Origin of the sequence: Amycolatopsis sp. NPDC058986, assembly GCF_042741125.1 — a bacterium.
GTDB lineage: Bacteria > Actinomycetota > Actinomycetes > Mycobacteriales > Pseudonocardiaceae > Amycolatopsis.
The window spans coordinates 20,579-44,366 of record NZ_JBHYJW010000007.1; the positions used below are offsets into that span (position 1 = coordinate 20,579).

The 23,788-nt window shown below is 68.8% G+C and carries 17 protein-coding genes; 4 read left to right on the plus strand and 13 right to left on the minus strand.

Annotated elements, in window-relative coordinates:
* The 9 genes from ACFW0G_RS08860 to ACFW0G_RS08900 are packed head-to-tail and all read right to left on the minus strand — an operon-like array spanning position 1 to position 9,233.
* Complete coding sequence (locus tag ACFW0G_RS08860) at positions 1–1,089, minus strand: serine hydrolase domain-containing protein (RefSeq protein ID WP_378324304.1); 1,089 nt, start codon at positions 1,087–1,089, stop codon at positions 1–3.
* Positions 1,086–2,651, minus strand: a complete 1,566-nt coding sequence (locus tag ACFW0G_RS08865; protein ID WP_378324306.1) for an ABC transporter ATP-binding protein — start codon at positions 2,649–2,651, stop codon at positions 1,086–1,088. The genes ACFW0G_RS08860 and ACFW0G_RS08865 overlap by 4 nt, the downstream gene beginning before the upstream one ends.
* Complete coding sequence (locus tag ACFW0G_RS08870) at positions 2,648–3,541, minus strand: ABC transporter permease (protein WP_378324307.1); 894 nt, start codon at positions 3,539–3,541, stop codon at positions 2,648–2,650. Before ACFW0G_RS08870 ends, ACFW0G_RS08865 begins: the two co-directional genes overlap by 4 nt.
* On the minus strand, positions 3,538–4,494 hold the full coding sequence (locus ACFW0G_RS08875) for an ABC transporter permease (protein ID WP_378324308.1): 957 nt from the start codon (positions 4,492–4,494) through the stop codon (positions 3,538–3,540). Before ACFW0G_RS08875 ends, ACFW0G_RS08870 begins: the two co-directional genes overlap by 4 nt.
* The gene (locus ACFW0G_RS08880) at positions 4,491–6,074 is read right to left on the minus strand and encodes an ABC transporter substrate-binding protein (RefSeq protein ID WP_378324309.1); all 1,584 of its coding nucleotides are present in this window, start codon (positions 6,072–6,074) and stop codon (positions 4,491–4,493) included. The genes ACFW0G_RS08875 and ACFW0G_RS08880 overlap by 4 nt, the downstream gene beginning before the upstream one ends.
* Positions 6,075–6,112: 38 nt before the next feature.
* Complete coding sequence (locus tag ACFW0G_RS08885; RefSeq protein WP_378324310.1) at positions 6,113–6,547, minus strand: thioesterase family protein; 435 nt, start codon at positions 6,545–6,547, stop codon at positions 6,113–6,115.
* Positions 6,540–7,484 (minus strand): 3-hydroxyacyl-CoA dehydrogenase NAD-binding domain-containing protein, encoded by a 945-nt coding sequence (locus ACFW0G_RS08890; protein ID WP_378324311.1) that lies wholly within the window; start codon positions 7,482–7,484, stop codon positions 6,540–6,542. Before ACFW0G_RS08890 ends, ACFW0G_RS08885 begins: the two co-directional genes overlap by 8 nt.
* Positions 7,477–8,370: a 3-keto-5-aminohexanoate cleavage protein gene (locus ACFW0G_RS08895; RefSeq protein WP_378324312.1), complete on the minus strand. Its 894-nt coding sequence runs from the start codon at positions 8,368–8,370 to the stop codon at positions 7,477–7,479. The genes ACFW0G_RS08890 and ACFW0G_RS08895 overlap by 8 nt, the downstream gene beginning before the upstream one ends.
* 2 nt (positions 8,371–8,372) lie before the next feature.
* Positions 8,373–9,233, minus strand: coding sequence for a TetR family transcriptional regulator C-terminal domain-containing protein (locus ACFW0G_RS08900; RefSeq protein WP_378324313.1), 861 nt, complete (start codon positions 9,231–9,233; stop codon positions 8,373–8,375).
* A 234-nt stretch (positions 9,234–9,467) separates the two neighbouring features.
* On the opposite strand from ACFW0G_RS08900, the gene ACFW0G_RS08905 reads away from it, so the two are divergent.
* The 4 genes from ACFW0G_RS08905 (at position 9,468) to ACFW0G_RS08920 (ending at position 15,986) form a co-directional block, all read left to right on the plus strand.
* On the plus strand, positions 9,468–10,907 hold the full coding sequence (locus ACFW0G_RS08905) for a serine/threonine-protein kinase (RefSeq protein ID WP_378324314.1): 1,440 nt from the start codon (positions 9,468–9,470) through the stop codon (positions 10,905–10,907).
* Between the two features lie 72 nt (positions 10,908–10,979).
* Positions 10,980–12,050 (plus strand): glycosyltransferase family 4 protein, encoded by a 1,071-nt coding sequence (locus ACFW0G_RS08910; RefSeq protein ID WP_378324315.1) that lies wholly within the window; start codon positions 10,980–10,982, stop codon positions 12,048–12,050.
* A 275-nt stretch (positions 12,051–12,325) separates the two neighbouring features.
* Positions 12,326–15,118, plus strand: coding sequence for a BTAD domain-containing putative transcriptional regulator (locus ACFW0G_RS08915; RefSeq protein WP_378324316.1), 2,793 nt, complete (start codon positions 12,326–12,328; stop codon positions 15,116–15,118).
* 4 nt (positions 15,119–15,122) lie between these two features.
* Complete coding sequence (locus ACFW0G_RS08920; RefSeq protein ID WP_378324317.1) at positions 15,123–15,986, plus strand: class I SAM-dependent methyltransferase; 864 nt, start codon at positions 15,123–15,125, stop codon at positions 15,984–15,986.
* On the opposite strand, the gene ACFW0G_RS08925 is transcribed toward ACFW0G_RS08920, so the two are convergent.
* From ACFW0G_RS08925 to ACFW0G_RS08940, 4 genes are all read right to left on the minus strand, one after another.
* The gene (locus ACFW0G_RS08925) at positions 15,983–16,867 is read right to left on the minus strand and encodes a diiron oxygenase (protein ID WP_378324318.1); all 885 of its coding nucleotides are present in this window, start codon (positions 16,865–16,867) and stop codon (positions 15,983–15,985) included. The genes ACFW0G_RS08920 and ACFW0G_RS08925 overlap by 4 nt on opposite strands.
* 78 nt (positions 16,868–16,945) lie before the next feature.
* Positions 16,946–20,989, minus strand: a complete 4,044-nt coding sequence (locus ACFW0G_RS08930; protein ID WP_378324319.1) for a TIGR02680 family protein — start codon at positions 20,987–20,989, stop codon at positions 16,946–16,948.
* Complete coding sequence (locus ACFW0G_RS08935) at positions 20,986–22,230, minus strand: TIGR02678 family protein (protein WP_378324320.1); 1,245 nt, start codon at positions 22,228–22,230, stop codon at positions 20,986–20,988. Before ACFW0G_RS08935 ends, ACFW0G_RS08930 begins: the two co-directional genes overlap by 4 nt.
* Positions 22,227–23,765 (minus strand): TIGR02677 family protein, encoded by a 1,539-nt coding sequence (locus ACFW0G_RS08940; protein ID WP_378324321.1) that lies wholly within the window; start codon positions 23,763–23,765, stop codon positions 22,227–22,229. The genes ACFW0G_RS08935 and ACFW0G_RS08940 overlap by 4 nt, the downstream gene beginning before the upstream one ends.
* Positions 23,766–23,788 lie beyond the last annotated feature (23 nt).

The following is a 23,788-nucleotide window of genomic DNA, read 5'->3' on the forward strand; positions in this document are numbered from 1 at the left end:
TCACAGGCAGGTCTTGAGTGCGGCGAGCAGAGTGGACGCGCGTTCGTCGACGTCTTCGGCCAGGAGTTCGTTGGTGGTGAAGGAAAAGCCGAGCCCGTCCGAGGGCCACGCGCCGTGGCGCCCGCCGCCCGCTCCGGAGTGGCCGAAGGCGACGTCGACGGGGCCGTACGTCCCGATCGGATCGGCCAGTTCGTAGCCGAGGCCGAATCGCAGCGGCCGGTCGTTGACCGCGTCCAGGCCTTCCGACCACGTCCGCGTCGCCGAGGCCAGCACCGGGGCGGGCACCAGGCCGGAGCCGAGCCGGTCGTACAGCCGCGCCATCGCGGCCGCGGTCCCGGTCGCGCCGCCCGCGGCCAGCTCCGCGCGCCGGTATTCCGCTGTGTTGAAGGATTCGCCGGAGTCGAGCAGGCCCCGGTACATCCGTTCGACGATCGCGCGGCGGGCCGGGTCGTGCAGGAACGTGCTGATCCGGTAGCCGGGCGCTCGCGCGACGACGGCCAGCCGGTGGTCTTCGGACTCCGGCGTGCCGAGGTGGACGTCGATGTCGCCGAGCAGTTCGGGAATGAGCGCGCCGACGTTCCGGCCGGTGACCCGGCGGATCAACTCGGTGGTGAGATAGCCGTAGGTCAGCGCGTGATAGGCGACGCGGGTGCCCGGTGTCCACAAAGGACGTTGCCGGGCGAGCGCGTCGGCGTTGCCCGCGTTGTCGAGCGTCGGCAGGTCCGCCTCGACGTAGGGGAGCCCGACGGTGTGGGAGAGCACGTGCGAGACGCGGACGTCGTCCTTGCCGTTCTGTGCGAACTCGGGCCAGTACGTCGCGACTCGCTCGTCCGGATCGAGCAGTCCGCGCGCGGCGAGTATCGCGGCCACGGTGGCCACGACGCCCTTGGTGCCGGAGAACAACACCACGAGCGTGTCCCGCGTCCAAGCCACGCCGGGGCGCGCCGAACCGCCCCACAGTTCGGCGAGCACCTCGCCGTCGCGGACGACGCTGAACGCCGCTCCGCCCGACGTCCCGGCCAGGATGTCGCCGAACGCCTCGCGCACCGCCTCGAAGCCTGGGCGGATCTCGCCCTGTACGGGGTTCACAGCCGCGGGGTGTTCGTCAGGAGTTCACGCGTGTATGGGTGCGACGGCCGCGTCAGCACCGTGTCGACGTCGCCCAGTTCGACGATCTCGCCGCCGCGCAGCACCGCGATCCGGTCGGCGACTTCGCGTGCCAACGCGATGTTGTGGGTCACGAACAGCATCGCCATCCCGAGTTCCCGCCGCAGTTCGCCCAGCAGCTCGACGATCGTCGCCTGCACGGACACGTCGAGCGCCGAGGTCACCTCGTCGCACACCAGCACGTCCGGGGTGGTCACCAGCGCCCGCGCGATGGCCGCGCGCTGGCGTTCGCCGCCGCTGAGCTGGTCCGGCAGCCGATTCGCGACCGCGTGGCCGAGCCGGACCCGGTCCAGCATCTCGGCGACGCGTTCACGGCGTTGCGCGCGGGACAACGTCGTCAGCCGGGTCAACGGGACTTCGATCGACTTCGCGACGCTGCGGCGTGGGTTGAGCGAGGAGAACGGGCTCTGGAACACGTACTGGATGCGGCGGCGCTCGTCGTCGCTGCGTTGCCGTGTCGAACCGGCGAGGGCGACGCCGTCGAGTGCCACCGTGCCGGTGAACTGCGGGATCAGCCCGGCAATGCATTGGGACAGCGTGGTTTTCCCCGACCCCGATTCGCCGAGCAGCATCAGGCACTCGCCGCGCGACACCGAGATGTCGACGCCGCGAAGTACCCGGTGCTGTCCATAAGAGACGGTCACGCCCTTCGCGGCGAGCGCCGCTTTTCCAGCGGGTGTCGCGTCGCCACCCGGCGCGTCGAGGTCCGGAACGGCGTCGATCAGCCGTCGGGTGTAGGGGTGTTCCGGGCGGCGGAGGATCTGCTCCGCCGAGCCGGTCTCGACGAGGTCGCCGCGGTACATCACCGCGACGCGGTCGGCGATTTCGGCGACCACGGCGAGGTCATGGGTGATGTAGAGCGCTGCGACGCCGTGCTGGGTGGTGAGTTCGCGGACGGTCGAGAGCACGAGGGTCTGCGTCATCACGTCGAGGCCGGTGGTCGGCTCGTCCAGCACCACGACGCTGGGGCGGCAGGCGAACGCCATCGCGATGCCGACCCGCTGTTGCTGTCCGCCGGAGAGCTGATGCGGATACCGGCGGCGGTAGTTCTGGTCCGAGGGGAGTCCGACCTCGGTGAGCACTTCGCCGATGCGGTCGTCGATCGAACCTGGGAATCCGTGTGTCTCCAGGACTTCGGCGATCTGCGTGCCGACGCGCAGCGCGGGGTTGAGTGACAGTGCCGGATCTTGCGGGATGTAGGCGACCGCGCTGCCACGCAGCTTCCGCTGTTCCTGAGGCGTCGACGCGAGGACGTCGATGGGCTCGTCGTCGCGATGGCGGAGCAGGACCTTGCCGCCGGTGGACACGAGTCCGCGCCGGAAGTGCCCCAGTGCGGCGAGCCCCGCCGTCGTCTTGCCCGAGCCGGATTCGCCGACCAATGCCAGCACCTCGCCGGGCGCGATCGCGTACGAGACGTCGTCGAGAATTCCTTGTCCGGTATGGGTTTCCACCGAAAGCCCGGACACTTCCAGCGCGTGGGTCATGAGCGGGTCTCCCGGGTGCGTCCGGCCGCGGCCGAGGCGAGCGAATCGGCGAGCAGGTTGGTGCCGACGGCGAGCAGCGCGATCGCCAGCACCGGCAGGACCACGCCCCAGGGCTGGACGATCAGCGCGATGCGGTTCTCGTTGATCATCAGGCCCCAGTCCGCCGTCGGCGGCTGGATGCCGAGGCCGAGGAACGACAGCGACGCGATGTATCCGATCGAATACGTCAGCCGCAGCCCGACCTCCACCATCAGCGGGCCGGTGATGTTCGGCAGGATCTCGCGCAGCAGGATCCGCCCACGCGGCACCGCGTACATCTCGGCGGCGCGGATGTAGTCGTGGCCGCGCACGGCGACGGTGGCCTGGCGGGCGACCCGTGCGGTGCGTGGCGCGTGGGTCAGGCCGATGATCAGCACCAGGAGCCAGCCCTTCGGGCCGATCACCGCAATCGCGAGCAGCGCGATGACCAGCTGCGGGAACGACAGCAGGACGTCGTTGCCGCGCATGAGCAGGCTGTCGGGCAGCCCGCCGCGATAGCCCGCGACCATACCGAGTAGCGCGCCCAGCACGATCCCGAGTGCTGTCGCCAGTACGGCGTAGAGCAGCAACGTTGTGCCACCGGCGAGGAAACGGCTGAGGACGTCGCGGCCGAGCCCGTCCGTCCCGGCGATCCCCACGGGCTTGAACGGCTTACCCGCGAACTCGGTCGGTTCGTGCCCGGTGATGAGCGGGCCGAGCCACGGCCCGAGTACGGCGACGAGTACCACCAGCGCGGTGAGGATCGCGCCGATCTTGGCCTGGGGGAACGTCCATGCCGTCCGGAACAGCCCCGAGGGCCGTGTCGGCGGATCCTCTTCGGTGACGGCGCGGGGGATTTCGACGGCGGTCATCGGCCTGCCTCCGTGCGCAGCTTGGGGTTGGCGAGGATGCCGACGACGTCGGCGAGCAGGTTCACCACGATGTACACCGCGGCGATGAGGAGGGTGACCGCCTGCACGACGGCGACGTCCCGTTTGGCCACCGCGTCGATCAGCGCCTGGCCGATTCCCGGGTAGCGGAACAGGAATTCGACCACGACGACGCCACCGGCCAGCCAGGCCAGCTGGATCGCGACGACCTGGGCGACCGGTCCGATGGCGTGCGGGAAGGCGTGCCGCAGCAGCACGACCCGCTCCGGGACGCCCTTGAGCCGTGCCATCTCGACGTAACCGCTGTCGAGCACTTCGTTCATCGTCGCCCGCATCATGCGGGTGATGTAGGGCGTCACCACGAGCACCAGCGTCGCCACCGGCAGAACGAGTTGCTCCGGATGCCGCCAGACGGCTTCGCCGGGTGTGGCGAGGGTGACGGAGGGGAAGAGCTTGAACACCGTGGTGGAGAACAACAGGATCAACGCGACGCCGATGACGAACTCGGGCAGTGCGGCGATCACCAGGCTGACCCCGGAGATCGTCTGGTCGGTCGCACGGCCGCGGCGCACCGAACTCCACGTGCCGAGCGCGAGCCCGATCGGGACGGCCAGAACCGCTGCGAGAATCAGCAGTACCAGCGTGGCCGAAATCCGGTCACCGAGCAGCGCGGTCACCGGGCCCTGCGTGGACGTCGAGGTGCCGAGGTCGCCGGTGAAAAGACCGCCGAGCCAATCGAGATAGCGCTTCCAGACCGGGTCGTCGAGATGCAGCTGGTGTTGCAGAGCGGCGATCCGCTCGGGTGTGGCCTGCTGGCCGAGAATCGCGCGGGCGGGGTCGCCGGGTAGCAGCAGTGTCGCGACGAACACCAGCAGCGAGACGAGCCACAACACGACGACGCTCACCAGGAGCCTGCGGAGGATCAGCTTGCTCACGCTGTTTCCTTCCCGATCCAGGCCTGCCGGAACTGGTAGCCACCCAGCGAAATCCCGGTCCGATCCGGGACGATGCCGGAGACGTAGAACTGATGCGCGTCGACGCGGTTTTCGAAGGCCCACACGATCAGGCCACCGCGTTCGTATTCGATCTTCTGTGCCTGTTTGAGCAGCCTCGTCCGTTCCGCGGTGTCCATGGTCTTGCTCGCCTGGCTGATCAGCTCGGCGAATTCGGGGTCGTGCCAGTGCGTTTCGTTGTACGGCGACTTCGGCAGCGAGCCGTTGGCGACCTGTGGGAGGTAGTTCCGCGTGTACCAGAAGTCCTGCGCGAAATCCCAGGACAGGTAGTTGTCTCCGTAGAACGTGGTGGTGTCGATTTTCCGGATCCGGACGGTGATCCCGGCCTGCTTCGCCTGCTGCTGGAACACCTGTGCGGCCTCGACCGCACCGGCCTGGATCGGCGCGGTGACGAGTTCGATGTCGAGATTCCGGTGTCCTGCCTCGGCGAGCAGCCTCCGCGCGGTCTCGATGTCCTGCTTGCGTTGCGGGAGTTCGCCGGCGTATCCGGGATCGAACGGCGCGTAGAGGTCGTTGCCGAGTTTTCCTTGTCCACTGAGGACTTGATTGATCATCTGTTCGCGGTCGACCACGAGACGCAGCGCCTGGCGTACGCGGACGTCGTCGAACGGCGGCCGGTCGACCCGCATGGTGAACGGGAGCCAGCTGCCGGTTTCCGCGGTGAGCACGCGGATACGCGGATCGCTGCGCAGGACGTCGACGAGTGCCACCGGTACCTGGTCGATCGCGTCCACTTGGGACGAAAGCAACGCGTTGATCCGTGCGTCGTCGTCGGTGAAGTTGATGAGCACCAGTTCGTCCACATAGGGCTCGCCCGGACGCCAGTAGTGTTCGTTGCGGGTGAAGGTACTTTGCAGGCCCGGCGTGAACTGGGCCAGTTTGAACGGGCCGGTGCCGATCGGTCTTTTCAGGTCGAAGTCCGCCGGGACGATCCCGAGCGAGTACTGGCCGAGCAGGTCGTCGAAGCCCGCATTCGGTGCGCTGAGCCTGAATTCGACGGTCCTGTCGCCGGTCGGGACCACTTCGGCGAGCATCGACAACGACGTCGCGCCGCTCTTCGGCGACTTGGGGTCGGTGATCCGCTTGAACGTCGCGACGACGTCGGCCGGAGTGACCGGGCGGCCGTCATGGAAACGGACGCCGTCGCGCAGCACCGCCGTCCAGGTCCGGCCGTCCGCTGACGCGGTGACGGACTCGGCTATGACCGGCTGGAGCCGGTAATCGTGGTCGCGGATCAGCAGCGGGTCGTACAGGTTGATGACCCGCGCGATGTCCGGGTTGGTTGCCGGGCTGTGCGGATCGAGGGTGTCGGCGGCACCGCCGCCGGTGACGCCGACGCGCAGCGTGCCGCCTCGGCGGGGCGGCCCGGTGGGGGCCGACGCGGCGAAGGTGGTGCCGCAGCCGGCCAGCAGGAGCGCGGCGCCGCCGAGAGCGGCTCCGCCGAGGGTGGCGGACAGGAACCGGCGCCGGGACAGGGGATTCGGCCTACATCGCTCTTCCATGGTGGGGACTTCCGGTGGCGGGGGCGGTGTGTTCGGGATCAGGCGATGGCGCGCCCCGCGTAGTCCGGGACCTTCGTAGCGCGGTACTGCTCGAGCCGTTCGACGACCGGGTCGGGGAACGGCGAGGCTCTGCTTCCGGTGACGTGCACGGCGAGGATCTCCTCGGTGGCGACCAGCGCGCCGCCGACCCGCATCTCGTGGCAGATCCGTGTCTTGCGGGCGCCGATGTCGAGGACGGACGTGGTGACGTCCAATTCGGACTCCGGCCCGACCTCGGCGAGATAGCGGATGTGGGCTTCCACCGTGTACAGCGAGGAGTCCGTCTCGGCGCGGTATCTCTCGTCGATCCCGACGACGTCCATCAGGTTGGTGGTCGCGTCGCCGAACACCAGCACGTAATACGGCTCGGATAAGTGTCCGTTGTAGTCGATCCACTCCGGACGGACAGTGTCGCGATAGGACAGTTCAGCCATCGCGGCTCTCCTTGACGGCACGCTGGACGGCGATGATCGCGCGGTCGCGCTCGGCGACGAGATCGGCGATCGACCGCCCGTCGGCTTCGTCGAGACAGCCGTCGACCATCGCGTCGCGCAGTTCGGGCGTCAGTTCGGGTGCGTCGAGACGGGTCCACGGCGATTTCAGCGACGGTCCGAAGTGGTCGAGCATGTGGGCCATCCCGCCCTCGCCACCGGCGAGGTGGAACGTCAGACACGGTCCCTGCGCGGGCCAGCGAAGCCCGGGGCCGTCGGTGATGGCGGTGTCGATCTGCTCGACCGTCGCCTCGCCGTTCGCGACCATGTGCAGCGCCTCGCGCCACAGCGCCTCCTGGAGGCGGTTGGCGATGAACCCCGGCACCTCGCGGTCCATGGTGATCACGGTTTTCCCGACCCGGCGGTAGAACTCGGACGCCTGCTCGACGGCCCAGGAAGCTGTCAGCGACCCACCCACGACCTCGACGAGCGGGATGAGATAGGGCGGGTTGAACGGATGCCCGACCACCAGGCGTTCCGGTGTCGCGGCGGCGACCTGCATTTCCGTCATCCCGTAGCCCGAGGTCGAGGAGGCGATGACGACGTCGGCCGGGGTCACGGCGTCGATGTCGGCGAGGAGTTTCTGTTTGAGCGCAAGGTCTTCCGGCGCGCTCTCCTGGACGAAGCCCGCTCCGTCGACGGCTTCGGCCAGGGTGGGTGTCACCGTGAGGTTGTCGCGGCTCGCGCCGTCGGCGAGGCCGAGCTGGGTGAGGGCGGGCCAGGCGGCGTCGACCAGCCGGGTGAGCTTGGCCGCCGCGTCCGGTGCCGGATCCCAGGCGCGGACCCGGAATCCCCGGGCGAGGAAGTGCGCGACCCAGCCGCCGCCGATGACCCCTGCGCCGACGCACGCGACAGTGTCCACAGTAGACGTATCAGACACGGGCGCGCTCCTTGAGTCCGAGGATTTCCCTGGCCCGCGCGGGGCTCACGACTGTCGCGCCGAGGTCCTGCACGATCCCGACGGCTCGTTCGACGAGCTGCCCGTTGGTCGCCTTGACGCCCTTGGCGAGGTACAGATTGTCCTCCAGTCCGACGCGGACGTGCCCGCCGAGCAGGACCGACTGCGCCACCCATGGCATCTGGTCGCGGCCGATCGCGAACGACGCCCATTGCGCGCCGTCGGGCAGCATCCGCACCATCGCCTGCAACAGACCGGGATCGGCGGGAGCGCCGTACGGGATTCCCATGCACAGCTGGAACAACGGCGGCGCGTCGATCAGGCCCTCTTCGACCATTTTGGAAGCAAACCACAGATGTCCGGTGTCGAAGATCTCCAGTTCGGGTTTCACGCCGAGTTCCTGGATGCGTTTCGCCCCGGCGCGGAGCATGTCCGGAGTGGACACATATAACTGGCTGCCCTCGCCGAAATTGAGCGATCCGCAGTCGAGCGTGCAGATGTCCGGCAGCAGTTCCTCGACGTGCGGCAGGCGATCCATCGCGTTGACCAGATCGGTGCCGTCGACCGGTTTGAGCGGGTCCTCCTGGTCGATGACCAGGTCGCCGCCCATGCCCGCGGTCAGGTTGACCACGACGTCCACATCGGACTCTTTGACCAGCCGGACCGCTTCCCGGTACAGCGCGACGTCACGGGAGGGCGCCCCGGTGTCGACGTCGCGGACGTGGATGTGCACCACCGCGGCACCGGCGTTGGCCGCCTCGACGGCGCTCGCGGCGATCTGCGCGGGCGTGACCGGGACGTGCGGGCTCCGGCCGACGGTGTCTCCCGCGCCGGTCAGGGCGCAGGTGACGATCACCTCGTGGTTCACGGTCAAGCTCCTCCGACGATCGTGGCGGCGATGAAGTCGTTGAGATGACGGCGCATGGTGGCGACGGTGCTGCCGGGGCGTCCGGTCAGCACTTGTATGCCGAGGCCGTCGATCAGGGCGGTGAGCCGGGTCGTCGCGTCGTCCGGGTCGACGTCGCGGAACACGCCCTGCTCCTGGCCGGTCCGGATGGTCATCGCGATCGTCCGGAGCCAGCGGTCGTAGGAATCGGTGTAGAGGGAACGGAGTGCGGGGTCGAGCGAGACCTCGTTCCACACCTGCAGCCACACCGACCATTCGGCGCGCAGGACGCCGTCGGCGGGCAGTTGCAGTTCGACGAGCCGGAGCAGCCGCTCGTGGGCGTCGTCGATGGTGTGCAGCTCGGCGACCTGGCGGTCGAAGGCGAGCTTGACGTTGCGCCGGAGCGCCTCGTTGAGGACCTCGGTCTTGCTGGGGAAGTGGTAGTGGATGGTGGCGGTGCTGGTGCCGCAGGCCTTGGCGATGTCGGCGATCCGGACGCGGTGGTAGCCGCGTTCGGCGATCAGCTGCCAGGCGGTTTCGAGGATGCGGCGGCGGGGTTCGGACTGGGTGAGGTGTTCGGGGTCGCTCGCGGAGCCGGCGGCGGGCGAGGGGACCGCGGTGACGGTCTTCGCGTCGTCGCTGCCGTTGAGCAGCCAGTTGACCGTGACGCCGCAGTACTCGGCGACGCGGACCAGTTCGTGCGGCGAGAACCGGCGGGTGCCGGTCAGCGCCTTGGACAGCTTCGTCTCGTCGAGCCCGATGGCGGCGGCGAACTCCCGCTGGGCTCCCGGCATGGACCTGACCAGCTCGCGAACCCTGGCTCGCAACTCGTCCGTCTCGTCCATGCCAGGAGACGGTAACCTGGGGTTGCGATAATCGCAAGGAATCGCCCGAAAGGAGACGTCTGAACACGGATTTTGTTGAGAGACAACGATCTTGCGGCTGAAAACTGACTGACAGATCAGTCGACTCGCAAGACAGGGCGGACCGCCGGCCTTCGCGGTCCGTCGCGCTGATCGTCGCGGTCCGTGTCCTGGCATGCTGGGTCGGTCACGCTCGATCTTTGGCCAGGATGGTGGATGTTCGTGGAGAATCGCCGGATCGGTGATCGGTACCGGTTGCTCGAGCCGATCGGTGGCGGAGCCATGGGCACCGTCTGGCGGGCGAAGGACGAGACGCTCGGCCGGACCGTTGCGATCAAGGAGCTGGTGCTCCCCGACGACCACGACGAGAAGCGCACCGACGAGGCGAAGCAGCGGGCCATGCGGGAGGCGCGGATCGCCGCGCGGCTGACGCACCCGCACGCCATCACCGTGTTCGCCGTCCTCGACGAGGAAGATCGGCCCTGGCTGATCATGGAGCACCTGACGTCGACCAGCCTCGCGCAGAAGCTCGAGGACGGACCGCTCTCCGTGGACGACGCTGTCAACGTCGGCGCGCAGGTCAGCTCGGCGCTGGCCGCGGCGCACCGCGCCGGGATCGTGCACCGGGACGTGAAGCCGGGCAACATCCTGGTCGGCCCGGACGGCACCGCGAAGATCAGCGACTTCGGCATCTCGCGCGCGGCGGGCGACGTCAAGCTCACCGCGACCGGGGACATCCTCGGCACGCCGGCGTTCCTCTCGCCCGAGGTCGCGCGGGGCGAGGACGCGAGCTTCGCCTCCGACGTCTTCTCGTTCGGCGCCACGCTCTACGCGGCCGTCGAGGGCACCCCGCCCTACGGCGAATCGGACAACCAGATCGCGCTGCTCTACCGCGCGTCCAGCGGCGACATCGTGCCGCCCACGAAGACCGAACGGCTCACCCCGCTGCTGCTGCGGATGCTGGCGACCGATCCGGCCGAGCGGCCGTCGATGGGCGAGGTCGAGCGCGAGCTGAAGGCGCTGGTCGCGGTCCCCGCCGCGACGCTGCCCGCCGGTCCTCCCGTGGCCGACGCCGCCGAGCCCACCGTCCCCGTGGCTCCCGCGCCCCCGTCGCGGAACCGCCGTGGGCTGATTGCCGTCGGCGCCGGAGCGTTGCTGCTCATTGTCGCCGTCATCGTCGTGATCCTCGTGACTCGGCACAAATCAGCCCCGGAGACCACCGCCGCGCCGCCGCCCCTCACGTCGCAGTCGCCGACCCCGGCCACGACGCCTTCGGCGGCTCCGCCGCCGCCCACGACACCGTCGTCCTCCACACCGACGCCATCGACGTCGTCGTCCTCCTCCGCGCCGCCGCCAGCCGCGGAGACTCCGGCTCAGGCGGTCGCGGCCTACTACGGGCTGCTGCCCGGGAACCTCGAAGCGGGGTACGCGCGGCTGACCCAGAGATTCAAGGACGCGCGAAGTAAAACCTTCGCCGCGTACGCACAGTGGTGGAGCCAGTTCCAATCCGTCACCGCGTCCAACATCACGGTGAACGGCTCGACCGTGACCGTCGACGTCAGCTACGTCTACAAGTCGGGCGGGAACACACAGGAACGCGACACGCTCACGCTCGTTCAGAAGGACGGGATGTGGATGCTGGACTCGCAGGGCTGATTCCTCACCGCCGTTGAACCGGCGGGCCCGCCGAGCCGTATCCCCCAGTGGCAGCGGCAGGAGGAGGCAGTGGTGCTCAACTCCGTATCGACGGCTGGGAGATCGCCGGACCCGGTGGTCTTCGTGCTGCCCGGCGCCGAGGGGGACCCCGGTCGCTACAACCGGCGGCTGTGCCAGTACCTGCCCGCCGCGGGCCTGCCGGTGCTGGAACTGCCGATAGCCTCGGCGACCCGGCTGTCCCGCTCGTTGTCCGCCCTGCCCGATGGCACGGTCGTGCTGCTGGACGGCCAGATCGCCAGCGCCGTCCCCGAGGTCGTCGTCCCGCATTCGCGCCGTCTGCGGCTGGTCGTCCTGGTGCACTCGCCGCTGGCCGACGGTGCTGGTCCGGACCACTCGCGGGCGCTGGAACTCGACGCGTCCGAACGGGAAACCCTGCGCATGGTCAGCACCGTGGTGGCCACCGGTCCCGGCCTGGCGCACCATCTGATCGACCGCCACGACCTCGACCCGGCCCGTGTCCACGTCGCCCGCCCCGGCACCGATCGCGCGCCGCTCGCGGTCGGCACCGACGGCGTGTCGCACCTGGTGTGCGTGTCGCCATTGGTGGAGGGCAATGGTCAGGACGTGCTGGCGCGGGCGCTCAATTCCGTGCGTGACCTGCGTCTGACCTGTGACTTCGTCGGTTCGCCGGGGGACGATCCGGCGTTCGTGTCCGCGCTCCGGCGGTCCCTCGACCACCGCTCCCGGCTGCTCTCCCCGCCCGGCCTCGCGGCGGTCTACGACGCCGCCGACCTCGTCGTCCTGCCGACGCAGGCGACCGTCGTCACCGACGCCCTGGTTCGCGGCATTCCCGTGCTGGCCACCGACACCTCACCCGCGGCCGATGTCGCGGACTTCCCCGGGCTGCTGATCCCGCCCGACGACGTCGCCGCGCTCGCCATGGCCCTCCGTCGCTGGGCGCTGGATCCCGAACTCCGCCGGTCCCTCCGGACCGACGCCCTCGCACGCGGCTGCTCGCTACCGACGTGGCCCGCCACGGCTGGTCGGCTCGCCGACGTCCTGGCCCGCCTCCAGACCGCGCCGCCCGAAGTCGTCGTTCCCCTGTCCCGCCGCCCCGCGCGCCCCACGGCGTTGACCACATAACTGTGAAACCGCCGCCGGACCGTACCTCTCCCTCCCTGCGAGGCGGTCCGGCGACAGGCTTCCCCCAGGCCGCGGGAATCCCTTCCCGCGGACACTGCGGGCGCAGTGTCGCCCACCCCGTCCTCATTTCGTCCTCGAAGACGCCTTGCTGTGCGTGATAACGTCGCTACCGGCGGAAACGCGGGGGAGGGTGCGTGAGATTCGGGGTCCTTGGCCCACTTGAAGTGCGTGATGGGGAACGGGTACTGCCGTTGGGCGGGCCGAAGCAGCAAAAGGTGCTCGCCGCTCTGTTGCTGGGATACGGCCGCGCGGTTCCGCTCGATGAACTGGTGAACGCGGTGTGGGAGACGGATCCTCCCGCGACCGCCGAGAAACAGGTGCGCAACGCGGTTTCGGATTTGCGGCGTTCCCTGCCGTTCGACGATACGACGATCGTTTCGGCGGTGTCGGGTTATCGGCTGGACGCCGGCGCGCATTTGGACGCCGCCGCATTCCAGCAAATGGTCGAACGAGCGCGAAAGGACGCGGCGGAATCCCGGCCATCGGACGCGGTAGCCGGATTCCGGCGCGCTCTCGAGCTGTGGCGCGGTCCGGCGCTCGCGGGCTTGGGATGTCCCGCATTGGAACCCCAGCTCGCAGGACTGGGCGAAGAGCGGCTGGCGGCGTTCGAGCACTGCGTCGAGCTGGAACTCGGCTTGGGCAGGCACCGCGGGCTCACCGGCGAGCTGGCCGAATGGGCGAACGAGAACCCGCTCCGGGAAAGGCTCACCGAACAGCTGATGCTCGCCCTGCACCGGGCGGGAGCGCCGGCGCAGGCGATCCTCGCGTACGAACGCGCTCAAGGCGCCCTGCGCGAGGAACTCGGCGTCGAGCCGGGCCCCGGCCTCCGCCGCCTTCGCGCGCGGATCCTGGCCGACGACCCGGCCCTCGCGGCCCCGGAGAGCTGGGTACCGCGGTGCGATTTGCCGCGCGACGCCAGCTACTTCACCGGACGGGACGCCGAACTCGGCAGGATCCTCGAAGCGGCCGGGGACCGGACGGGCACCACCATGGTGATCTCCGCGCTCGACGGCATGGCAGGCGTCGGGAAAACCACCCTGGCCGTGCACGCCGCGCGTCGGCTCATCGAGCGTTTCCCGGACGCGCAGCTGTTCATCGACCTGCACGCCCACACGCCAGGACAGCAACCGCTCACGCCGTCCGCCGCGCTCGAGAAGCTGCTTCGCGCCTTGGGGGTCGCGAACGAACGCATCCCGATCGAGCTGGAGGACCGGGCCGCGTTGTGGCGGGCGCAGCTGGCGAAGCGGCGCGCGCTGATCGTGCTGGACAACGCGGTGGACGCCGCCCAGCTGCGGCCCCTGCTGCCGGGCGCGCCGGAGTGCCTGACCATCGTCACCAGCCGGCGGCGTCTCACCGACCTGGACGCGGATCCGATCACCGTCGATATCCTGCCTGCCGCGGACGCGCGGGAGCTGTTCCTGCGAGTCGTCGGGGACGACCGGCCGCTGGCCGAACCGGCGGCGACCGACGACGTGCTCCAGCTCTGCGGCTTCCTCCCCCTCGCGTTGCGGATCGCCGCCGCGCGTCTCCGGCACCGTCCATCGTGGACAGTCGAACACCTCGCTTCCCGGCTGCGCGATCAACGCCACCGCCTCACCGAACTGCGGACCGACAACCGCAGCGTCGCGACGGCCTTCACGTTGTCGTATGCCCAGCTCAAGCCCGATCACCAGGGCTTCTTCCGGGCACTGGGACTGACTCCGGGCACGGACATCGATCCGACCGCCGCGGGCGCGTTGACCGAGCAACGTCCGATGGCCAGTGAAGACATCCTCGAGGATCTCGTCGACGCGCATCTGCTGGAGCAGCCGGGCCCCGGCCGGTACCGCTTCCACGATCTGCTGCGCACCTACGCGGCGCGGCTCGCGGCGGACACCGACGGTGAAACCGATCGGCGCGCGGCCCTGACCCGGCTGTTCGACCACTACCTGCTCACCGCCGCGACGGCCATGGACGTCGTGGCGCCTACCGAGCGAGCGCATCGTCCGCGCCTGAAACCGCCGGTGTCCCAGGACAACCACCTCTTCACCTACGATCGCGCGCTGAGCTGGCTGAAGGCCGAACGCGCGAATCTGCTTTCGGTCGCCGGGCACGCCGCCGTCCACGGCTGGCCTTCGCACACCTTCCACCTGTCCGCGACGTTGTGGCGGTTCTTCCACATCATCGGCAACCACAACGACGCGCTGATCCTGCACACGCAGGGTCTCGCTGCGGCACGCAGGGCGAACGATCTTGGTTACCAGGCGGATTCGCTCGCCAGCCGGGGTTACATCAACTGGTGGCTCGGCCGGTACCAGGAGGCGCTCGCCGACTGCGACGAGGGCGTGCGTCTCGCGGTCGACCTGCGCGACCGCCGTGTCGAAGGACGCGCCCTGCACGCACTCGGCCTGGTCTGTACTCGGCTGGGTTCGCTGGAGGAGGCGCGCACCGTGCTCTGGCGGACCCTCGAGGCGGGCAAGGACACTGACGACCCGGTATTGGAGGGTTACGCGCTGCGGGGAATCGGCGAGGTGTACCACCACATGGGCCGGATCGCCGAATCCGTCGACGCCTACGAACAGGCGATCTCGGTGGCTCGTTCCATCGGGAACACCACCATCGAAGGCTATTCCTTGCGTGGGCTCGCCGAAGTCGATTCGCTGCGGGGCGACCACGACGAAGCCCTCACGAAATGCCTGCGGGCGCTCGAACTGGCCAGGGCGAACCGAAACCGCAATATCGAAAACCGCGCCTTGCGCACTCTCGCCGAGATTCGCCGGCGGCGGGGTGAGTACGACCATGCCTTCGCGGCGTACTCGGAGGCGTTGACCGTCGCCGAAGAGACCGCGAACCGCTACGAGGAAGCGCACGCGTACAACGGCCTCGCGCACACGCACCACGACCGCGGCGACTTTGCCGAGGCCAGGCGACGCTGGGGGCAGGCTTTCACGCTGTTCGGCAAACTCGGGGTGCCTGAGCAGCACGGGGTCGGCGTGCAACTGGAAGCGCTCGACGGGAAGAGGAGCTGAGCCGGTGAGTTCGACCGCGGAGACCGCGGCGTTGTTGCGAGCGGCGGGCGCGGTGGTCACCGAGCCGGAACTCCGGGGGCCCGACGTCCTGGCGGCGCGGCTGATTCCGTGGTGGCCTCTCGGTCCCGCGATGATCAAAGTGCCCGGCCTGCGTGGCATGGTCCTCCGGGCGCTCCGGCGTTCCTGGCCGGGGGCGCTGTGGTTCGAGGTCATTCGCACCAAGTACATGGACGACGTTGTCCGCGCGGAGGTCGCGGCGGGCGCCACCCAGCTCGTCCTGCTGGGCGCCGGCTTCGATTCCCGGGCGCATCGCCTGCGGGAAATACTCGCCGGGACAACAGTGTTCGAGGTGGACCAGCCGGACATCTCGGCCCGCAAACGCGCTCGCGTCCGGGCGCTGCCACGAGTGTCCAATGTGCACTATCTGACGATCGACTTCAACCACGACGATCTCGCCGCGACGCTGGCACGCGGTGGCTACGACCCCACGGCGCGCACGGTGGTCGTGTGGTCGGGCGTGACGCAGTATCTGGAGGAAACCGGTGTCGAGGCGACGCTCCGGTGGTTGTCCGCGCAGGCGCCGGAGAGTTCGGTCGTCTTCGACTACTGCTGGCGCGAAGTCATCGAGGGAACGGGCCTGACACCCGACGCGCTCGCCGCCGCTCAAGAGGTGGCGTCAAGGGGTGAACCGTGGCTGTGGGGAATCCGGCGCGGTAAGGCGGCGGAATTCCTGACCGCGCAAGGACTTCGTCTCGTGGAAGACCTGGACATCCCCACCGCGCAAAGCCGGTATCTGCAGCGAGCGGACGGCACGGTCCAAGGTCCAGTGTGGACATTCGGCGGCTTCGTGCACGCGAAGACGAGCTAACCGAGCAGATGGGAGCGTCGCCACAAGGCCGTCGTGAAGTGTCCCTTGATGAACCCGTTTTCCCGGCAGAAGCCGACCAGTTGGCGCGACATCCACCGCAATGACTCGTGATAGTGCGGATTCGTCAACGCCGCTTGGTATGCCTCCTTCGGGTTCAACCCCACTCGCCGGTACGTCTCCGGCCGGATGAACGCCCGGCTCATCGACCACGCGAGCAACGCGACGCCGAACCGGTTCAGCTTCCGCGACAGCCACCCGGCTTCGGTCATCGTGCGCACCATCGCCTCGCGCGCGTAGGCGACGTGCCGTGCCTCCTCCAGGACGTGGATCCGGTTCATCATCCGCAGCAACGGCTGGACCCGTTCGTCGTCCATGGTTTCGCGCTGCAGCCGGTCCACGGGCTCCTCGAAGAACAGCGCGCTCGCCCAGAAGACCGGCCCCAACGGCACCAGCGCGGACACGACGTTCAACAGCCGCGTCGTCAGTTTCGACTGGGGCACCACCTTGCCACCGAACCGCGAAATCCCCTTCGCGAACATGGTCGAATGACGACATTCGTCGGCGACCTCGGTCAGCGCGTACAACGCGGGGTCCGTCGCGGGTTCGCCTTCTTGGACCGTGCGGAGAATGGTGCGCATCAGGCTCAACTCGGCGTGAATGACCACGGACAGGAACGTGATCATCTCCTGTTTGGCCAGCTCCGCTCGCTGCACCGCGGACATCCGGTCCCACAGTGCCGTGCCGTACAACGAGATCCGGTGCTCCAGGTGGTACAGCTTGCCCTCGACCAAGGGCGCGTCCCAGTCGATGTCCACCGCGGGGTCGTAACTCCGCGCTGCCGACGACTTCAACAACCGCCGCGCTGTCGCATCCCGATCCATACGCTCCACGCTAGCGCGCCGCGCTCCCGGCTCCGGGCGGCCCGGGTAAACGTCACCCGCTGTTCGACCGCGGCTCACTCAGTCCGGTTCCGCGGGCAGGAGATCGTGGCCGTCCCAGGTGAAGCGGGCGGTGGTCACGGCGTCGTCGCCGTCGGCGCCGGTGATGAGCTGGTGGATGCCGATCCCGCTCAGCTCCGAGTAGACGCACCACTCGTGGTCGGAGGTGAGCATCAGGTCGAGGTCGAGTGCCGACAGCAAGGCGAACACCTGGCCCCGGTTCGTGCTGTCGACGCCGACGAACACCTCGTCGAGCAGGATGACGCGCGGTGCTTCCGGCGCGGCCTGGTAGTGCGCCGCGACCGCGGCGAAGAGCGGCAGGTGCAGTGCGATGGCCTTCTCACCACCGGAAAGCGCGCCGTGCAGTTTGCGGGTCAGCAGTTGCCAGCCGTCGCCGTTCGCGCGGTCGACCTTCACCACGAAGCGATGCCATGCCGTGTAGTCGAAGACCTGGGCGAGCTGTTGTTCCCAGCTGGTCGCGGTGTCGTCGGCCTTGGCCTGTTCGATCCGGTCGCGGAAGAACCGGTGCAGGGACTCGCGATCGGCGTCGGTCAGGCGCACCGGATCCTTGAGCAGCAGATCCCGGGCGGCTTTCGTCCCCGGTGGCAGATCCGGCGCGACCTGCCAGACCAGCCGTACCGCGACTTTCGAGGCGGTGCGGACCTTTTCCAAGCGTGCGTTCATGCCGTCGACCAGCTCGTTGGCCTGGCGGATCCGCGCGGCGAGATGCCGGCGGGTGTCCCCGGTCAACGTCTGGTCGAACAGTTCTCGTTCCCGCTCGGTGATCTCGTCGCGGCTTTGGTCGGCTTCGGTGCGGAGGATGTTCAGCAGTTCCGCGGCGCCGACCCGGAGACCGTCCACCACCGCGGTGAAAACCTGGACGTCCTCGTCGGTTTCGAGGTCGAGGTCGGCGCGGGAACTCAGCGCGTCCCGGCAGGTGTGCACGGACTCGGACAGCCGGTGCAGCGCGTCCCCGATGTTGCTGGCGCTGTGGGGCACCGACGGCCAGGCGGCCGCGACCAGCCGCGCCGCGTCCAGCGCGGCACGGACACCGTCGCCCGACCCCAGGGTGGCCTCGAACTTCGTGAGGTCGGCGATTCCGCTGTCCGCCGGGAAAGTTCCGGCGGCCAAGCGGCGGAACCGCTGGGCTGTATTGTCTCGATGGGCCGACGCCTCTTCGTGGACCTTCGCGTCGTTTGCCCGCTGAGTTTCCAGCCTGCCGAGCTGCGTCGCGAGTTCGGTCACCTTGCCCGTGGTTCGTTTTTGTTCGTCGCCGAGTTCCGTGATCTTGGTGCGAAGTCCTTCGATTTCGGCAAGAACTTCTCGGTAGTCGACGCCGAACGTGCTGTCGATCGCCTCGAGCATGGCGACCAGTTTCCGGTGCTCTTCTTCGGCTTCCCGCGCTTCGCCCTCGCGTTGAACCGCGTGGTCCACCGACCGTTGTGCCTGGGCTGTCAACGAAGCCAGTGTTTGCCGGGCGGTGAGGAGTTTGTCGTGCTGCTCCAACCAGTTCTCGGCCTGATCGGCGAACGTGCTGACGGATGTCGCCAGTGTCGCCAAGGCTGCCCGCTCGGTGGGCACACCATGTTCGGCCGCCAGGCCGATCAAACCGAGCAGCGTCCGAGCCACGTCCTTTTCCCGCGCCGACACGATTTCGACGCGCTGACGCACGATCCGGTCGGCCGTCCCCAGTTCGAGTTCCGCCCTGGTCATCTGCTGGGTGGCAGCGTCGAGTACCGCGTAGCTGGGCCTTGCCGCCCGCTCGGCCTTGATCACCTGCCGACGCGTGGCGAGGGCGGCGAGTTCGGTTTCGAGCCGCGCCATGTCCGCCTCGCGTTCGGAGATCTGGGCCCTCAGCTCGTGGATGCGGCGTTCGCGGGCGCGTCGGCGCGCGAGCGCGCCGATGTAGGCCGGATGGTCCTTCTGCCAGCTCCCAGCGAGATTGCCGAGACGCCACGTGCCATCCGCGCCGATGGCCGCGGATTCTTCCGGCGGCAACCGGTCGCCGAAGGCCACCGCTTCCAATAGTCTGCGTACGACCGGAGCCTGGACTTCCGCATCGGCTTCGGCCACGAGGACGTCAGCGAGTGATCGACCGGCCACCGGGCCCAACGCCTCGGGCTCTGCGAAGATGTCGTGGCCCGGGACGTCTCCGCGCGGCCCCACCCAGGCGTCCAACAGACCGGATGCTTCGAGTGCGGCTTCGATCCCCGCGTACGCGCTCTCGGGCGTTGCCGCCGCGAAGTCGACCAAACGCCACAACGGTGCGCCCGTCATCGCTTCCCGGTCGGTCGTGCGGGTCGGCGGCGCGGCTGGCGGGAGATCTTCCTCGGTGCGCAGCCGATCCACCTCGGCGATGAGGTGATCCCGCTGTTCGCGAGCCGCGGCCAATGCCGTCGTCCGGGTCGTTTCCTGGCGGGTGATCTCTTCCAGGATCGGCGATGCGACCGCATCCACCGCGGTGAGCAGCGCGGTTTCGGATTCGAGGTGGTCGAGCAGGACCGTGGGCTCGGGGAACACCAGCTCAGCGCAGGCCTCCGCCCACTCCACCAGCCGGATGCTCAGGTCGTTCAGCGCGGCGTCCCGATCGCGTGCTGCGGCGTCGAGCTGTTCCTGCGCCGCGGAGTACGCCGACCTCGCGCTGTCGAGGTCCTCCTCCGCCTCCTGACGTCGCTCGATCGCGCGCTCGTGGTTGTCGAGGGCTTCGCCGACCGTGTGCAGCTGCTCCTCCTTGCCACGCACCGCCGCGCGCAGCAAGGGCCGCGCGGAACCCGGCTCGGTGTCCAGGTGCGCCGTGATTTCGCCGTGCACGCTTGTCAGACCGGCGCGGGCAGCGGCTTGGCGTGTCTCGATTTCCTGCGTCCGGACGATCTCGGCTTGCCGGTGTGCGGTCCGTTCGGCGTCGTGGCGATCCTGCTCGTCACGGTCGGCATAGGTTCGTTTCTTGCCCGCGTCGTCCCGGATCTTCCCGGCCTGCGCTCGCGCTTCGGCCGTACGCTGCCGCAGCCGATCCAGCTCCTGACCTTGTTTGTAGGCCTCACTTTCGGTCAGCCCGGTCTTCCTGGCCTCGGCCGTGCTGATTTCTTGCGCGAGGGTTTCGATGCGATGCTCGGCGTCTTCCTTTTGCCGGGCAACGATTTCGTACTGCTCGGCGGACTGTCGCGCGGCTTTGGACAGTTTCTCCAGTTCGTTGGTTGCCGAGGTCACTTCGGCCGCGCTCGCTCGCAGCACGCGTTGGGCATAGGTCCGTTGCCGCGACGCCAATGTCCGGGTGGCCGTGACCTCTTCTTCCAGTGTTGCAAGTCGTTCGCGTTGCTTGTCCAGCCGTTCGAACCCCTCGGCGAGTTCGGCGATTTCCTGCTGTCCCAAGGGAGGAAGTGCGCGTGAGAGCAACGTCGACAACAACGCGGGGTCGAGCCGCTGCGACAGCTTGGGCGTTCGCAGCTGGAGCAACGCGGTGATCAAGGCGTCGAAACGTTGCTCGGTCAAGGTGGGGAAGAGCGTCGACCGGACTTCCGCGCGGTAGTCACTGGCGTTCGCGTGCCCTGTCCCGTGGGAGCCGAGCTGTTCCTCCAGTGCCTTCTTCGTCAGCGGTTGACCGGCGTCGTTGACCAGACTGAGCCCATCCGGCATGCCGATGCGCTGCTCGGTGGTGAAGTAATCCGGATGCACTGTCGTGGTGTGCGAACTCGCCTGCAGCCGCGCCCCGCAGCTGAACCAGCGCCCGGGAAACCGGAACTCCAGCCACACGTAGCCGACGCGTGTCGTACCGGAAGCGCCTTCGCCCATGAGGTTCCAGTGCATGGTGCGTTCACCGGTGCCGAACGTCGACAGGCGGTTGGCCCGCAGGTTCGCGTCGAAGAGGAACGGCAACAACAGTTCGAGCGCCTTCGATTTGCCGCTCCCGTTGGGACCGCGGAGCAGCAGACGTCCTTGGTGGAACTCGAAGACCTCGTCGTAGTAGCGCCAGACATTGAGAATTCCGGCGCGGGTGGGTACCCAGCGAGGCGCCGGTGGGGCGGTCTCGCCGTCGTGCGCGGGGCGAGGAAGTTCGGTCACTGTCATGACGGATTCTCCTCGGCGTCGGAGGTTCTGGCGTCGCGCACGGCGTAGCGCGCCGCGGCCGGAAGGGGGCGAACAAGACCGGAAGACAGCTGCGCCAGGCCGAACGCCGTCAGCACTGCCAGCGCGTCGGTAGTGAGCTGCCGTACGCCGTCCTCGCCGCGGTAACTCTTGGCCCAGCGCGGAAAGCGTTCGAGTAGCTCCGCAGCGGCCGCCTGCAGTTGTTCGAACGTCATCGGCCCGGTCAACGCATCGAGCAGCAGAAGGGCGGCGACCTTGGCGTTGCTCGCGTCGTCCGGGAATCGCGTGTCGGTCGCGATGCCGTCGACGTCGACGAGCAGTACGCCCTCTGCGCGCTCTTCCAGTGCGAAGCCACCTTGTTCGGCGGCGCGGCGAAGAAGCTGGCGTCCGGTAGGGGAGGAGAGGTAGGCGCACTCGTCGGCGGAGAGGTCGTCGAAGTAGAGAACCGGGTCGTCGACCAGGCGCCGGAACACCGAGTGTCTGAGCCACAGATTCCGCTGGACCTCGGAGCGCTTCGCCGTATCGTCATGCGCACCCGAAGCGAGGCCGTAGCGACGCTCGCGCGACACCGCGGCGACGAGTTCTTCGAAGCGCAGCGCCACTTCGTCGGTCGGCACCGCCAGGCGGGACGGTCCGACCGGGGCGGCGAGCAGACGGAGCAGCAACGTCGCGTCGATCTGGTACAGCACCTTGGCGTCCGCCGATTCCACGAACGCCTCGGTCGTGCCGTCGACCACCTCGATCACACCGTAGGACTCCAGCAGCCGAAGGACATCGACGAACGCCATCCGCTCACCGCGGCTCGACGTGTCGAAGGCCGCGACGACCTCATCGGAGCCGGCGGCCAGGCTGACCCGCTTGGCCAGCAGACCGATGGTGGTCACCGGCGTCGCGAGCAACTCGGCCGCTACCACACACAACAGCACGTACCGCCGCCGATCGAACGGCGCTCGACCCGACCGGAGCCGGCGAGCGGGACGACCGGGATCGGTGGCGACACGAACCTTGACCAGCCGGGCGTAGCCGAGGCGCGGTTCGACGGTCAGCGTCCAGCCGCAGTAGTAGTCGAACCACTGCCGGATCGGCTCGCGCCGGCGCCGGACCAGCTCGAACGCCTCGGGCTGGCCTCGCTCGGTGACCAACGGCGTGGCGAGCAACTGCCGGATGCCGCGGGCGACCTCCTCCTTCTCAGCGATCACCAGCTGGTTGGCGAGCTGGCTCATGACCGGCCCCCACTCGCGCGCTGTATTCGACGCCCACCGTCGGCCCGGATCTCGAGTTCGTAATCAGGACCGTGAAACTGCCCCCGTGGCGTCGTCAGCCTGGCCACCGCGCCGTCCTGAGGCGGCCACAACAGAATCTCGATCCGCCCGTCGGACGTCGTGCCCCGCCGCACGCCATTGCGCTCCGGCGCGTTGCCGAGCGCCCTGCCCAGCAGATCGAGCAACCGCTCGAACACCGCGTGATCGAGCCGGGCGAACGCGGAGAGCCGGACCGCGCCGCCGGTGTCGAGCATGTCCCACGCGGCTTCCAGTTCCGCCCGCTCAGCACGCGCCTGCTCCGCCCTGGCCGCGCGGACCGCGGCGACGTCACGCACCCGCCCCGTGCGGGCGAACCGCTCGGTTTTCCCCGCTGTGCGCAGCAAAGGCGACACCTCGACCGGCGGCGCGTCCCGCCACGACGACGTCGAGCTGACCAGCTCGGGATCGGGATGGGCGAGATGCGCGTGCCGCGCCGAACTCAGCCCGAACATGGTCGACCACAACCGATGCAGGTCGTCCTGGGCAGGCACGACGGTGAACCACCTTGCCAGCTCACGGAAATCGGCGACCGCACTGCTCGCCCGCCGCCGGGATTCGGTGATCCGGTCGAGCACCTGGAGCAGCGTGATGATCGCCCGCCGCGCCACGAGATGCAGCTGCTCGGCCCGCGGTTGCGCGCCGTCCGACGGCAGGAACCAGGCCCGCAGCCCCTCCCAGCGGGCCCGGCGATGCGCCAGCCACTCCGGCCCCGGATCCGTGCCGGACAGCTGAGGAAGATCGGCACCGAGCAGCGCACGCTGATGCATCAGCCCGACCCCGTGTTCCTCGACCTGCCGGATCCGGACCGCGATCCCGTGCGTGCGGTGTTCGAGGTTGGTCAGGAACTCCTGGAGATAGGTGACCGTCGAGGCCTTGACCTCGTGGAAGGTGGCCAGATTCGCACCGTCCGCACGCAGGAGCCGCTGCAATTCGCCGTTGAACTGCTTGGTGTTCCCGCGTAACGCTTCGAGATGCCCCTCCAACTCGGTCAGCGTGCTGAAAACACGCCGATCCGACCCGCCGTCCAACTCGCGCACGAGATCGCCGAGCCGATCGGAGATCGCGTCGAGCACCGCCGTCTGCAACGCACCCGTCGAGGCCAGCACACTCAGCGCGTGAACCACCCCGGCGAACGCCGCTTCACCTTGCCGCGTAAGGGAATACTGAAGGTTACGCCGCTCGTACTCGGTCGCCGTACGGTAGTTCTCGGAGTGATTCTGGATGACGTCGACGAGGTTCCAGTCGCGGAGCTGGTCGAGCGCCCTGGCGAGGTCGTCGTCCTCCAACGCGTCGAGCCAGCCCACCGACCTCAACCGCGCGCGGACGTCGTCGAGCCCCAGCGCGGTTTCGAGCCGCTCGTTGGCCTCGCCGAAGGCATGCAGCACCGACACGTACAGCTCGGCCCGGTCGCCGCTGGTGAAGCGGAACATCTCGGGCGGAACACGGATCGGGTCCATCCTGCCTCCCACAGTCTGGTCGC